Source organism: Pseudomonas rhizozeae, assembly GCF_031583775.1.
In the GTDB taxonomy this organism is placed as follows: Bacteria; Pseudomonadota; Gammaproteobacteria; order Pseudomonadales; family Pseudomonadaceae; genus Aquipseudomonas.
Genome location: NZ_JAVLSB010000059.1, coordinates 12,511 through 24,747, shown reverse-complemented (window position 1 = coordinate 24,747; position 12,237 = coordinate 12,511). Strand labels below are relative to the sequence as shown.

General features: G+C 62.0%; 14 protein-coding genes. 9 read left to right on the top strand and 5 right to left on the bottom strand.

Going from position 1 to position 12,237, the window contains the following annotated elements; translation table 11 throughout:
- Window positions 1-174: 174 nt before the first annotated feature.
- On the bottom strand, window positions 175-1,083 hold the full coding sequence (gene prmB / locus RG836_RS20450) for a 50S ribosomal protein L3 N(5)-glutamine methyltransferase (protein WP_310848949.1): 909 nt from the start codon (window positions 1,081-1,083) through the stop codon (window positions 175-177).
- A gap of 239 nt (window positions 1,084-1,322) precedes the next feature.
- On the opposite strand from prmB, the gene RG836_RS20445 reads away from it, so the two are divergent.
- The 5 genes from RG836_RS20445 (at window position 1,323) to RG836_RS20425 (ending at window position 4,107) form a co-directional block, all read left to right on the top strand.
- Window positions 1,323-1,913 (top strand): cysteine hydrolase family protein, encoded by a 591-nt coding sequence (locus RG836_RS20445; protein WP_310848946.1) that lies wholly within the window; start codon window positions 1,323-1,325, stop codon window positions 1,911-1,913.
- A gap of 130 nt (window positions 1,914-2,043) precedes the next feature.
- Window positions 2,044-2,364 carry a hypothetical protein gene (locus RG836_RS20440; RefSeq protein ID WP_310848942.1) on the top strand — a complete coding sequence of 107 codons (321 nt, stop codon included), beginning with the start codon at window positions 2,044-2,046 and terminating at the stop codon, window positions 2,362-2,364.
- Between the two features lie 87 nt (window positions 2,365-2,451).
- Window positions 2,452-3,009, top strand: coding sequence for a Smr/MutS family protein (locus RG836_RS20435; RefSeq protein ID WP_310848940.1), 558 nt, complete (start codon window positions 2,452-2,454; stop codon window positions 3,007-3,009).
- Between the two features lie 78 nt (window positions 3,010-3,087).
- Window positions 3,088-3,633, top strand: a complete 546-nt coding sequence (folE, locus tag RG836_RS20430; RefSeq protein ID WP_123328321.1) for a GTP cyclohydrolase I FolE — start codon at window positions 3,088-3,090, stop codon at window positions 3,631-3,633.
- 102 nt (window positions 3,634-3,735) lie between these two features.
- Window positions 3,736-4,107 (top strand): glutathione S-transferase N-terminal domain-containing protein, encoded by a 372-nt coding sequence (locus RG836_RS20425; RefSeq protein WP_310848937.1) that lies wholly within the window; start codon window positions 3,736-3,738, stop codon window positions 4,105-4,107.
- A gap of 12 nt (window positions 4,108-4,119) precedes the next feature.
- On the opposite strand, the gene RG836_RS20420 is transcribed toward RG836_RS20425, so the two are convergent.
- The 3 genes from RG836_RS20420 to RG836_RS20410 are packed head-to-tail and all read right to left on the bottom strand — an operon-like array spanning window position 4,120 to window position 7,074.
- Window positions 4,120-4,434: an AtuA-related protein gene (locus RG836_RS20420; RefSeq protein ID WP_310849332.1), complete on the bottom strand. Its 315-nt coding sequence runs from the start codon at window positions 4,432-4,434 to the stop codon at window positions 4,120-4,122.
- Window positions 4,435-4,439: 5 nt separating this feature from the next.
- A complete protein-coding gene (locus RG836_RS20415) occupies window positions 4,440-5,780 on the bottom strand; it encodes an acyclic terpene utilization AtuA family protein (RefSeq protein WP_310848935.1) in 1,341 nt (446 codons plus the stop codon).
- A gap of 1 nt (window position 5,781) precedes the next feature.
- Complete coding sequence (locus tag RG836_RS20410) at window positions 5,782-7,074, bottom strand: CitMHS family transporter (RefSeq protein WP_310848934.1); 1,293 nt, start codon at window positions 7,072-7,074, stop codon at window positions 5,782-5,784.
- 150 nt (window positions 7,075-7,224) lie between these two features.
- On the opposite strand from RG836_RS20410, the gene RG836_RS20405 reads away from it, so the two are divergent.
- Window positions 7,225-8,118: a LysR family transcriptional regulator gene (locus RG836_RS20405; protein ID WP_310848932.1), complete on the top strand. Its 894-nt coding sequence runs from the start codon at window positions 7,225-7,227 to the stop codon at window positions 8,116-8,118.
- A 21-nt stretch (window positions 8,119-8,139) separates the two neighbouring features.
- Here RG836_RS20405 and RG836_RS20400 read toward each other — a convergent pair whose 3' ends face one another.
- Window positions 8,140-9,306: an aminotransferase-like domain-containing protein gene (locus RG836_RS20400; protein WP_310848929.1), complete on the bottom strand. Its 1,167-nt coding sequence runs from the start codon at window positions 9,304-9,306 to the stop codon at window positions 8,140-8,142.
- 82 nt (window positions 9,307-9,388) lie between these two features.
- Between RG836_RS20400 and RG836_RS20395 the strand changes: the two genes are divergently transcribed.
- The 3 genes from RG836_RS20395 to RG836_RS20385 all read left to right on the top strand — a co-directional run bounded on the left by RG836_RS20395 (window position 9,389) and on the right by RG836_RS20385 (window position 12,194).
- Window positions 9,389-9,823 (top strand): MarR family winged helix-turn-helix transcriptional regulator, encoded by a 435-nt coding sequence (locus RG836_RS20395; protein ID WP_310848926.1) that lies wholly within the window; start codon window positions 9,389-9,391, stop codon window positions 9,821-9,823.
- Between the two features lie 327 nt (window positions 9,824-10,150).
- Window positions 10,151-11,500, top strand: coding sequence for an NCS2 family permease (locus RG836_RS20390; protein WP_310848924.1), 1,350 nt, complete (start codon window positions 10,151-10,153; stop codon window positions 11,498-11,500).
- 67 nt (window positions 11,501-11,567) lie between these two features.
- On the top strand, window positions 11,568-12,194 hold the full coding sequence (locus tag RG836_RS20385) for a LysE family translocator (RefSeq protein ID WP_310848922.1): 627 nt from the start codon (window positions 11,568-11,570) through the stop codon (window positions 12,192-12,194).
- Window positions 12,195-12,237 lie beyond the last annotated feature (43 nt).

The window sequence follows — 12,237 nt, the reverse complement described above, 5'->3', positions numbered from 1 at the left end:
GGCTGGGAACCAACCCTAAAACCTGCCAGCGCGGAATGCCTGATCCACCGTAGGCACAATCATTGCGGCTGCTGCGCACCCGAGCGGGAGCAAGCTCCCTCGCCACCAAAGCAAACAGCAAAAGCAAACACCAAGAGCAAGCTTCAAAAGCAGGCCACGAGTGCGGGTCTCGGGTTACACCCGTGAAGCAAACAGCGCCTGATGCGCGCGGCACTGTTCGGCGCTGAGCATGAACACGCCGTGGCCGCCGCGTTCGAAGTCCAGCCAGGCGAAGTCGACTTCCGGGTACAGCGCCTCGACGTGCACCTGACTGTTGCCCACTTCGACAATCAACAAACCCTTCTCGGTCAGATGGTCCGCCGCTTCGGCGAGCATCCGGCGCACCAGGTTCAAGCCGTCTTCACCGCAGGCCAGGCCTAGTTCCGGTTCGTGCTGGTATTCCTGCGGCATGTCGGCGAAGTCTTCTGCGTCGACATAAGGCGGGTTGGACACGATCAAGTCAAAGCGCTGCCCCGGCAATCCGTCGAAACCGTCCCCCTGTACCGTATAAACACGTTCATCAACGCCATGGCGCTCGATGTTCTGGTTGGCCACTTCGAGGGCTTCGAACGATAAGTCGGCGAGCACCACTTCAGCGTTCTGGAATTCATAGGCACAAGCGATACCGATGCAGCCGGAACCGGTGCACAGGTCGAGAATCCGCGCCGGCTCCGCGCCCAGCCACGGCTCGAAGCGTTTTTCGATCAACTCGCCAATTGGTGAACGCGGGATCAGCACGCGCTCGTCGACGATGAACGACATGCCGCAAAACCACGCTTCGCCCAGCAGGTAGGCGGTGGGAATGCGCTGATCGATGCGTTTGCGCAGCAGGCGTTGCAGTTTCACCAGTTCGTCGTCTTCGAGGCGGCAGTCCAGATAGCTGTCGGCGATTTCCCACGGCAGGTGCAATGCGCCGAGCACCAATTGCCGGGCTTCGTCCCAGGCATTGTCGGTGCCGTGACCGAAAAACAGATCCTCGCCATGGAAACGGCTGACGGCCCAACGGATATGGTCACGCAGGGTGCGAAGGCGGGAAGTGATCACGACGGCAAGCTCCAGAAAAAACGACGGGCGATTCTAACAGCGAAAAGTCCCCACGACGACGCATGAAAACCGCCCTGCCCAGTGTAGGAGCATTCTTGATTTGCAGGTTTTGATTGAACATCCGCGCCTGTCTTGACAGGCTGCAGCCCAACAACGGCGGTGCCTGCGATGGTAGCGATTCACAGAAGCGCTCAGCCAGAGGAGAATGTCGCAAAAGCCCCACTCCAAGGAGCCCCAGAATGTCCGTTCCAAAAACGATGTTTCAACTCAGCGGTCGCGGTTACGCAGCGGCCAATCTGAGCCACGCGACCCTGATCATCATCGATGCCCAGAAGGAATACCTCAGCGGGCCGTTGGCGCTCAGTGGCATGGACGCTGCCGTCGCGAACATCACTCGCTTGCTGGACGCGGCACGCAAGGCCGGTCGGCCGATTGTGCATGTGCGTCACCTGGGCACCGTCGGCGGGCTGTTCGACCCCCAGGGCGAACGCGGCGAATTCATCAAGGGCCTGGAGCCGCTGGCCGATGAAACCATCATCAGCAAGCTGTTGCCGAGCGCGTTTCACGGCACTGAATTACAAAGCAAGCTGCAAGACCTCGGCGCACTCGACCTGATTGTCTGCGGGTTCATGAGCCATTCCAGTGTCAGCACCACGGTGCGTGCGGCGAAGAACCTGGGCTTTCGTTGCACCCTGGTCGAAGATGCCTGCGCCACCCGCGACCTGCCGTTCAAGGATGGCGTGCTGTCGGCCGAGCAAGTGCAGCAGACCGAAATGGCGATCATGTCGGATAACTTTGCCACCCTGGCCCAGACTCAAACGCTGATTTGATCGACCACGATGGGCGGCCCCCTTCGCCGCTCATCCGCAAAAGTCTTCGATTGGCCGCAATTGCCCTAGCCTCAGGAACATCCCCGTCATCTCCCGGTCGAAGGGCCGATACCCATTGAGGAAGGTCGGAATGAAGTTATCCGATGGTTTTGACGCACGCCGACTGCGGCCCAAGGGCCAAAGTAACTGGCGATTCAGATTCGGCGCGGCGATTGCGGCCCTGTTGGCAACCTTCGGTGTGCTGCTGGCGATGGCCGGTGCCGCCAGCCTGTTGGGCCGCCCCCCGGCGCTCGGCGACTTGAACGCCAGCCCGCTCGGCTCGGCGATCATGCTGGTGATTGGCTTGCTGGTGCTGTACGTGGGCATCTGGTTGTGGCGCCGCTGCCGCCGCCGCGCGCGCCAGTCCCGCGAGCTGAACATGGCCCCGCACCTGATGAAAAAACACGATTGATCGAACGGCCTGGCGCTGCGCTGGGCCGCAAGTGTTAGGGATGACGCCTCGACTTGGGTAAACTGGCCGCCCTTCGCGGAGGCTGACATGCAAGACGACGATTTTTCCCTGTTCAAAAGTGCGATCCAAGGCGTCAAGCCGATCAAGCACGACCGCGCCGACACCGGCAAACCCAAGGCTGACCGCGCCCAGATCGCCAAGCTGCGTCAGGCCGCCACCGTGCGCGTCGATGCCACCACCGTGGATGGGTTGTCGGATCAGTTCGTGATCGACGTCGGCCCCGAAGACGAGCTGATGTGGGCCCGCGACGGGGTTCAAGAAAGCCAGATGCGCAAGCTGAAAGCCGGCCAGATTCCATTCGAAGGCAGTCTCGACCTGCACGGCATGACCGTGGAAAAAGCCCGGGAAACCCTCTGGGCCTTCCTTGCCGAAGCGACCAAATTCGAGATCCGCTGCGTGCGCGTCACCCATGGCAAGGCCGTGCGCCTGGACGGCAAGCGGCCGATGATCAAAAGCCACGTCAACACCTGGCTGCGTCAGCATTCGCAAGTGCTGGGTTTCACCTCGTGCCAGGCCAGGCATGGCGGTGCCGGGGCGGTCTACGTGATGCTCAAACGCACCATGATGGAAGGTCGCGACGAGTAACACTCGTGAAACCAAACTTGCAGCGCCGTGTCCGCCACCGTACCCTTGCGCTTTGCGTAAAACCCCACAGGTAGTTTCATGTCCCTGGAACAGAATTACACCGCGATTCTCGGCCAATTGGGCGAGGACGTTACCCGCGAGGGCCTGCTCGATACGCCCAAGCGTGCCGCCAAAGCCATGCAGTACCTTTGCCGCGGCTATGAGCAAACCCTCGAAGAAGTCACCAACGGTGCCTTGTTCAGCTCCGATAACAGCGAAATGGTGCTGGTCAAGGACATCGAGCTCTACTCGCTGTGCGAACACCATTTGCTGCCCTTCATCGGCAAGGCGCACGTCGCCTACATCCCGAGCGGCAAAGTGCTGGGCCTGTCGAAGGTCGCGCGGATCGTCGACATGTACGCGCGGCGTCTGCAGATCCAGGAAAACCTCAGCCGCCAGATCGCCGACGCGGTGCAGCAAGTCACCGGCGCCCTGGGCGTGGCGGTGGTGATCGAGGCCAAGCACATGTGCATGATGATGCGCGGCGTGGAAAAGCAGAACTCGTCGATGATCACCTCGGTGATGCTCGGTGAATTCCGCGAAAACGCAGCGACTCGCAGCGAATTCCTCAGCCTGATCAAGTAACTCGCGGCACGAAGAAAACCGGCATTCATCGCCGGTTTTTTTTCGTCTGTGAAAAATCAGGTAAGCTGCGCGCCCTTTCCCATTGCCTGTGAGGCTTCCATCGTGTTCGTCAAAGCGCTTCGCGTCGGTCTCGGCCAAATCATTATCTTCGGCGACTTTCTGACCCGTCCGGGCAAAAAACAGCGCCCCGCCGCCGCCCAGGCCTTGGTCGACAGCGCGGCCAAGGACCTGACCCTGTATCAGTTCCACGCCTGCCCGTTCTGCGTGAAAACCCGCCGCGCCTTGCGCCGCCTGAATGTCCCGGTGGCGCTGCGCGACGCGAAGAACAACGAGCAGGATCGCCAGACCCTGCTGGAACAGGGCGGCAAAATCAAAGTGCCGTGCCTGCGCATCGAAGAGAATGGCCAGACCCAATGGCTGTACGAATCCAAAGCGATCATCGCGTATCTGGATCAGCGGTTCGCCGCCGCCTGAGTCAGCCCTCCCTTAGCGCTCGATCGTCAACGCCAGCAACGCCGCGCCCAGGCATTTGCCATGGGCGTCCAGCGCCAGCGAACGGGTGACGCCGCCGCGCAGAACCCCCGGCAAAACGAAATTCAACGCCTGTACGTTTGCCAATTCGTAGCGCCGCACTGGCGCCGCATCTGGCTCCAGCAAAGGTGCGAAGTACGCCGCGACCCGCTCGGCGGTCAGTTGCGCACAGAGCAATGGGTAATCCTCGGCGCGGTAGGCAATGATCGAGATGTTCGAGGTGTCGCCCTTGTCGCCCGTGCGCGAATGGGCCAGGGTCTGTAACGTCACGCTGCTCATGCTTGAATCCTCGGGTTGACCGCGTGGCGTGGCATCAGCAGCGACGCCACCGCCACCACCTGACGCACCTGTTTACTGGCCCCGCCGCCACCCGCCGGACCGTTGGTGTAAAGCGTTTCGACCTCATTACCGATCGCCACCGCATCGGCCTTCGCCAAGCACCGGGCGACCACTCGCAGGCGTACCTCCCACGGCTCGGCGGCACTGGGCGCGGCGACGCCGGCGTGCAGCGAGTCGACGCCAATCAGGTCGGCGCGCACCTCCTGCATCGCCACACCGGTCAGCTCCAAGCGTTTCAGCACCACGTCCCGCGCCAGTTGCGCGCGGGCCAGCGCGCCGGGGCCACCGTAAGACATTTGCCCTTCGCCGATCCAGCCGTCCAGGTAACCGACGCTGACTTTCAATTGCTCCGGCCGCGCCCGGCCGGCGGCGCCTTGAGCGCGCACACGGTTGGGGGATTCCTCGATGAAAGACACTTGGGAAAAGTCGGCGCACACGTCCGGCGTCAGGTAGGCCGCCGGGTCGTGCACTTCGTAAATCAATTGTTCGGCGCAGGTGGCGCGGCTGACGCGACCGCCAGAGCCCGCGACTTTGGTGATCAATGCCTGGCCCTCGCCGTCGACTTCTGCCAAGGGAAAACCCAGTCGCGCCAGGTCGTCCACATCCTTGAAGCCCGGATCGGCGAAATAACCGCCGCTGACTTGCCCGGCGCACTCGAGCAAATGCCCGATCACAGTCCCGCGCCCCAGCCGCAGCCAATCGTCCTCGGCCCAGCCGAACTCGAACATCTGCGGCGCCAGGAATAGCGAAGGATCGGCAACGCGCCCGGTAATTACCACGTCGGCATCGGCGTGCAACGCCTGGACGATGCCGCCAGCGCCGAGGTAGGCGTTGGCGGAGATCAAGCGCTCACCCAGCGAGCCGAGAGTCTGGCCGTTATCCAGCAGTTGTTCGGGCTGCCCGCGCAGTTGCTCAAGTACATCGTCGCCGACCACCGCCACCACTTTAAGCGACAGGCCCAGGTCACCGGCAATTCGCCGCACTTGCTCGGCCGCCGCCAGGGGGTTGGCGGCGCCCATGTTGGTGATCACGCGCAGGCGCCGCTTCCCTGCGTGCTGGCCGACGAAGGGCAAGACACGGCGCATGCGTTCGTTCAGCAATGGGTCGTAACCGGCCGCCGGATCGTTGATTCGCGCCTGTTGGGCCAGGGCGATGGTGCGTTCGGCCAGGCATTCGAAGACCAGATAATCCAGGTCGCCCTGCTCGGCCAGTTCCACCGCCGGCTCGATGCGGTCGCCGGAGTAACCGGCGCCGGAGCCGATGCGTAAGGTTTTCATCTCAAAACACTCCCAGGAGCAAAGCGGTCAGGGTCATCAACACCGACGCAGCAAACAGAAAAGGGATGGTGAAGCGCTGGTGATCCGCCAGTTCGATCTTGCACAGGCCCACCAGCAGGAAGGTCGCCGGGGTCAGCGGGCTCACCGGGAAACCGGTGGTGTGCACCCCGAGCAACGAGGCCTGGGCCACTTGCAGCGGGTCGACGCCGAGGGCCTTGCCGACTTCGGCAATCACCGGCATCACGCCGAAATAATAGGAATCGGGGTCGAACAGCATGCTCAGCGGCATCGACAAGAACCCCACCACCGCCGGAATCAATTTGCCGTGGCCGGCGGGAATCTGCGCCACCGCCACTTCGGCGATAGCCTTGAGCATGCCAGTACCTTGCATGATCCCGGTGAACACGCCAGCGGCGAGCAGGATGCTGGCCATGGTCAGCGCGGTTTTCGCATGAGCGTCGATCCGCGCCCGTTGCGCATCGACATTCGGATAGTTAATGCACAGCGCCAGCACGGTGCCGAGCATGAACATCACCACCGGATCGACCCAACCGGCAATCATCACCACCATCACCAGCACGGTGAGGATCAGGTTGACCCAGAACAGTCGCGGCCGGCGCAGGGCTTCATCGTCCGCGCTCAGCACCCGTTGCGGCACGGCGTCCACCGACGAGCCGGCGCCCAGCCCCAGGCGTTTCTCTTCGCGATGGCCCAACCACCAGGCGCAGGCGAAGACGAACAGCAAACCGACGATCTGTACCGGAATCAGCGGCTGGAACAGCTCGGCGACCGGCACATGCAAGGCCGCCGACGAGCGCAACACCGGCCCGGTCCACGGCAGGAAATTAACCCCGGCGGCCATCGCCGCGACACAGGCGAGGATGCGTTTGTCGATGCCCAGCCGCGTATACAGCGGCAGCATCGCCGGCACCGTCACCAGGAAGGTCACCGCACCGGAACCGTCGAGGTGCACCAGCAACGCCAGGGTCGCGGTACCGACCACAATCCGTGTCGGGCGTGTGCCGACGGTGCGCAGGATGCGGTCGATGATCGGGTCGAGCATGCCAGCGTCGGTCATGATCCCGAAAAACAGAATGGCAAACACGAACATGCCGACCACAGGGGCGACGTTCTTGATCCCGGTAATGATGAAGGCACTGGTTTGCAGGCCGAAGCCGCCGAGCAGCGCGGCGATGATCGGCAGAGCGATCAGGGCCACCAACGGCGAGAGGCGTTTGCTCATGACAGCGGCGAGCAGGCACAGGATGGTGATGACACCCAAAGTAGCGAGCATGGGGAACTCCAGAGGTGGCGTTTCGCGGTGCTGACGCACGGGAACGGCCGGTTATTGTTTTCCCCGGAGTATTGGAACCACGCTACTCTTTGTAAATTGGAATATTCGGCGGTTCACGTTCGAAAAAACCGAATGATCGGGACAACCACCATGAAGAATTCAATCCAGCACATACAGGCATTTCTCGCTGTGGCGCGCACCGGCAACTTCACCAAAGCCGCCAGCGAACTGCATCTGTCGCCCTCAGCGTTGACCGTGCAGATTCAGCAACTCGAAGACTGGCTCGGCGTCGCCCTGCTCGACCGTAGCCCGCGCCACGTCAGTTTGACCGTGGCCGGGATCGAGGCCCGTGGGCCGATGGAAAAATTGTTGCTGGACCTGGACGACATCGTCAGTGGCTCGCGGGATCTGGCCGCCCTACGCCGGGGCGTGGTGACCATCGCCGCATTGCCTTCGGTGTGTGCCGGCACCTTGCCGCCGGCCCTGCGAATGTTTCGCGAGCGCTATGCCGGGATCGACGTGCGCCTGCACGACGTAGTGGCGCATCGGATTCATGCCCAAGTGCGCGCCGGCGAGGTGGATTTCGGCATCGGGGTGCGGGCGCGGTTGAGCCATGGCCTGGCGTTCGTCCCGGTGCTCAACGATCGTTTGTGCGCCTTCGTGCCGCTCGGTCACCCGCTGGCGCGACAACGCCGCGTGACCCTGGCGCAATTGGCCGAGCAACCGATGATCCTCACCGGCCGCGACAGTAGCGTGCGCGAGCAAGTGGACACGTTGTTCGACGAACAACGGCTGACGATGCTGGCCGGGATGGAGGCCAATTACATGTCGACCGTGCTGGCGCTGGTGCGCCAGGGACTGGGCATCAGCGTATTGCCGGAATCGGCGGCGGACAGCCTGGAGGGCTTGAAGCGAATCAGCATCGACCACCCCGGAGTCAACCGCGAGATTGGCCTGATCAGCCGCACCGGCCTGCAATTGAGCCCGGCGGCGCAGCGCTGCTTTGAACTGCTGACGCAAGTGATGGGCCCCGGCGCACGCTGACTGCGTTGCGCCGGGGTTGATTCAGGCGGCTCTGGCCAACTGCGCCTGGCGCACGACGGCGGCCAGACGCTTGAGCCCTTCGTCCAGGCGTGCCGGGTCGATGTGGCTGAAGTTCAGGCGCAGATGGCCGTGGTGCCGGTCCGGCTCGGGGAAGAACGGTTCGCCGGGCATAAACGCCACGTCATTGGCCAGCGCTGCGTCGAGCAAGGTCCGCGTGTCCAGCGGCTGTTTCAAGGTCAGCCAGAAAAACAGCCCGCCCTGCGGCACGTTCCAGTCCGCCAGCTCGGCGAAGTGGGTTTCGAGCGAAGTTTGGAAGGCGTCACGGCGTGTGCGGTAAAAATCCCGCAGCTCGCCCAGGTGCGCCTGGAATCGTTCGCTGCCAATCCACTGCAAGGCTTGCCATTGACCGATGCGGTTGGTGTGCAAGTCCGCCGACTGCTTGAGTTTCAGCAGATGCGGGAACAGGTCGGGGCTGGCGATCAGGTAACCGACGCGCAGCCCCGGCAGCAAGGTTTTGGACACGGTGCCGGTGTAGATCCAACTGGCTTTCTGCAAGCGACTGACGATCGGCGTGGCGCTGGCGCCGTCGAAGGTCAGTTCGCGGTAGGGTTCGTCTTCGACCAGAGTCACGCCGAATTCATCGAGCAACGCCGCGACCGCTTCGCGCTTGGCTTCGCTGTAGCGCACCGCCGACGGGTTCTGGAACGTCGGGATCAGATAAATGAAGGCCGGGCGGTGTTGCTCCAGGCGCGCGCGCAGCTCCACTAGATTGGGGCCGTCGGCTTCTTGCGGGACGGTGATGCAGTCGGCGCCGAACAACTGGAAGATCTGCAGGGCCGCCAGGTAGGTCGGCGCCTCAAGCAGGATTTGCGTGCCTTTGTCGATATAGAGCTTGGCCGCCAGATCGAGGGTTTGCTGGGAACCGCTGACCACCAACACCTGGCTCGCGTCGCACGGTACGCCCAAGGCCCGCGCTTCGGCGGCTAGGGCTTCGCGAAGGGCCGGTTCGCCTTCGCTCATACCGTATTGGCCGAGGCTGACGGGCATGTCCGCCCAGTCGACTTTCGGCAGCATGGCTTCAGCGGGCAGCCCGCCGGCGAACGACATCACTTCCGGACGCTGGGCGGCGGCGAGGATTTCTCGGATCAAAGAACTTTTGAGGCGTGAAACACGTTCGGAAAATGCCATGGAGGTCACCGCTAGCCTGAGGGGCGAAATATGAGTCAAACTGGTTGACCGAAATTACGACAACACGGATACATACGTCAATATGCTTGACCTTAAAAACCCTGCTACCCAGCAAGCAGCCATGGAAGCTTTTTTTTTCGGCTACCAGGCGTTCACCGCTAAAGCCGATGAAATGCTTGAGCGTCGCGGCTTGAGCCGGGTGCATCAACGCATCGTGTTTTTCATTGCCCGCTACCCGAACCTCAGCGTGAAGGAATTGCTTGCGCTGCTTGGCGTGACCAAGCAAGCGCTGAACATGCCGCTGCGCCAATTGGTGGAAATGAGCCTGGTGGACAGCGTCGCGTCCGAGACCGATAAGCGCAAACGCCTGCTGGAACTGACCGCCGAGGGTGCGCGCTTCGAACAATCCCTGCGCCGCGAGCAGGTGAAATTGCTGGAGCGGGTGTTTGCCGAGGCCGGCGAAAGTGCGGTGGATGGGTGGTTGGCGGTGAATGTGGCGTTGGGGCAATCCCAGTAAATATCTGCTTTTCCTGAAGTCAGTCATCGCGGGCAAGCCACGCTCCCAAACGTTTTGCGTCGTTCGCTGAGCGTATGGACCAGACAAAAACTGTGGGAGCGGGCTTGCCCGCGAAGGCACCGTAAAGTGCGATATAGCCATATCGCCCGATATTTCGTCGACAAAACCAAAAACATTATTTGCTTTATTTGTATACAAAAGCATAATTCGCTTCGTGCGACTTTCTGACCAAGCGGTCAACAAAATCGCAAATACCTCAAAGGGCTGCTGCCACCCTCATCGGTCCAGCCCTGGAAATAACAATAAAACTCTTGAGGAGTACTCGCTGTGGAAAGCCGCAAATCCGAAGCCCCGACGCTGGATCTCTCGCCGCCCCTTCGCAAGGGCTTGCTGGAACGCCTGTTCAAACTCAGCTTGCACGGCACCACGGTGAAGACCGAGCTTATTGCCGGCCTGACCACCTTCATCACCATGGCCTACATCATCTTCGTCAACCCTAACATCATGGCTGACGCCGGGATCGATCACGGCGCGGCGTTCGTCGCCACCTGCATCGCCGCCGCCCTGGGCTGCCTGTTGATGGGCCTGTACGCCAACTGGCCGGTGGGCCTGGCGCCAGGCATGGGCCTCAACGCGTTCTTCACTTACACAGTGGTCGGCACCATGGGCTACAACTGGGAAACCGCCCTCGGTGCGGTGTTTGTCTCGGGTGTGCTGTTCATGTTCCTGACCTTTTCGCGCATTCGCGAATGGCTGCTCAACAGCATTCCAGTCAGTTTGCGCTTCGCCATGGGCGCCGGCGTCGGCTTGTTCCTCGGGCTGATCGGCCTGAAAACCGCTGGCATTGTGGTAGACAGCCCGGCCACCCTGATCAAGCTCGGCTCCTTGCGTGAGCCCGGCCCGTTGCTCGCGGCCATTTGCTTCCTGATGATCGCGATCCTCAGCTACCACCGCGTGTTTGGCGCGATTCTGATCAGCATCATTACCGTGACCCTGGCCGGTTGGGGCCTGGGCCTCGTCCATTACGAAGGCATCATGTCCGCCCCGCCGAGCCTGGCCCCGACCTGGATGGCCATGGACATCGCCGGTGTGTTCAACGTCAGCATGATCAGCGTGGTGCTGGCGTTCCTCTTTGTGCACATGTTCGACACTGCCGGTACCTTGATGGGTGTTGCCCAGCGCGCCGGTCTGGTGAACCCGGACGGCAAGATCGAAAACCTTTCCCGTGCGTTAAAAGCCGACAGCGCCTCCAGCGTCTTCGGCGCCATGGTCGGTGTGCCGCCGGTGACCAGCTACGTGGAAAGTGCCGCGGGTGTCGCCGCAGGTGGCCGGACGGGTCTCACCGCCGTGACCGTTGGCATGCTATTTATAGCCGCCATGTTTTTTGCTCCGTTGGCCGGCATGATCCCCGCCTACGCCACGGCCGGCGCGCTGATTTATGTGGCGATGCTGATGATGGGCGGCATGGCCCATATCGAGTGGGACGAAGCCACCGACAGCATTCCGGCGATCGTTACCGCGATCATGATGCCGCTGACCTTCTCGGTCGCTGACGGCATCGCGCTGGGCTTTATCACTTACGTGGCGTTGAAGGCCGGCACCGGTAAGTACAAGGAAATTTCGGTCAGCCTCTGGGTGCTCTGCGCGATTTTCATCGCCAAGTTCATCTTCCTGTAACCGAGGCGGCACGCGTTTGAATCAGCCTCACCCGATCGGGTGGGGCTTTTGTACATGGAGGAAAGTGATGAGTCTGGAAACCTGGCTGCTGTTCAGCGGCGCTGCGCTGGTGGTGATCCTGATCCCGGGGCCGTTGTCGCTGCTGATGATCAGCAACAGCCTCAATTACGGTTTGCGCCGCTCGTACCCGGCGTTTCTCGGCGGCGTGATGGCGTCGATCTGCTTGCTAAGTGCTTCGGCGTTGGGCCTGGGTGCATTGTTGCTGGCGTCGGAACAGCTGTTCAGTGCGTTGAAAATCGTCGGTGCGTTGTACCTGTTCTACCTCGCCTGGCAGAGCTGGCAACAGTCGCGGTTGCCGTCTGTAGCCGCTGACGTGCCGCAGGCCGCGCCGGTCCCACGGTTCCGCGCGCTGTTCGGTCGCGCGTTTGTGCTGGGTGCGAGCAACCCGAAAGACATTCTGTTCTTCGCCGCATTCCTGCCGCAGTTCCTCAGCGCCGAGTTGCCGTTCCTCCCGCAATTGCTGGTGATGATCGCGACCTGGACCGTGCTCGATCTGCTCTGCAAGTTGGCGTATGGGCTCGGCGCGCATGGCGCGGCGCGGTACCTGCGCACCGGCAAGGGGCAGAGCTGGTTCAACCGTATCAGCGCCGGGTTGTTCAGTGGCGCGGGGGCGGCTTCCCTGCTGAGCCGTTAACAGCATCGCTGGCACATGTGTACGGGCGAAAAAAAGCCCGCAG

Coding starts and splice junctions, on each gene's coding strand:
- RG836_RS20385 (WP_310848922.1), top strand. CDS start 11,568: ATGAGTCTGGAAACCTGGCTGCTGTTCAGCGGCGCTGCGCTGGTGGTG.
- RG836_RS20440 (WP_310848942.1), top strand. CDS start 2,044: ATGAAGTTATCCGATGGTTTTGACGCACGCCGACTGCGGCCCAAGGGC.
- RG836_RS20395 (WP_310848926.1), top strand. CDS start 9,389: ATGCTTGACCTTAAAAACCCTGCTACCCAGCAAGCAGCCATGGAAGCT.
- RG836_RS20445 (WP_310848946.1), top strand. CDS start 1,323: ATGTCCGTTCCAAAAACGATGTTTCAACTCAGCGGTCGCGGTTACGCA.
- RG836_RS20405 (WP_310848932.1), top strand. CDS start 7,225: ATGAAGAATTCAATCCAGCACATACAGGCATTTCTCGCTGTGGCGCGC.
- RG836_RS20400 (WP_310848929.1), bottom strand. CDS start 9,306: ATGGCATTTTCCGAACGTGTTTCACGCCTCAAAAGTTCTTTGATCCGA.
- RG836_RS20410 (WP_310848934.1), bottom strand. CDS start 7,074: ATGCTCGCTACTTTGGGTGTCATCACCATCCTGTGCCTGCTCGCCGCT.
- RG836_RS20435 (WP_310848940.1), top strand. CDS start 2,452: ATGCAAGACGACGATTTTTCCCTGTTCAAAAGTGCGATCCAAGGCGTC.
- RG836_RS20415 (WP_310848935.1), bottom strand. CDS start 5,780: ATGAAAACCTTACGCATCGGCTCCGGCGCCGGTTACTCCGGCGACCGC.
- folE (WP_123328321.1), top strand. CDS start 3,088: ATGTCCCTGGAACAGAATTACACCGCGATTCTCGGCCAATTGGGCGAG.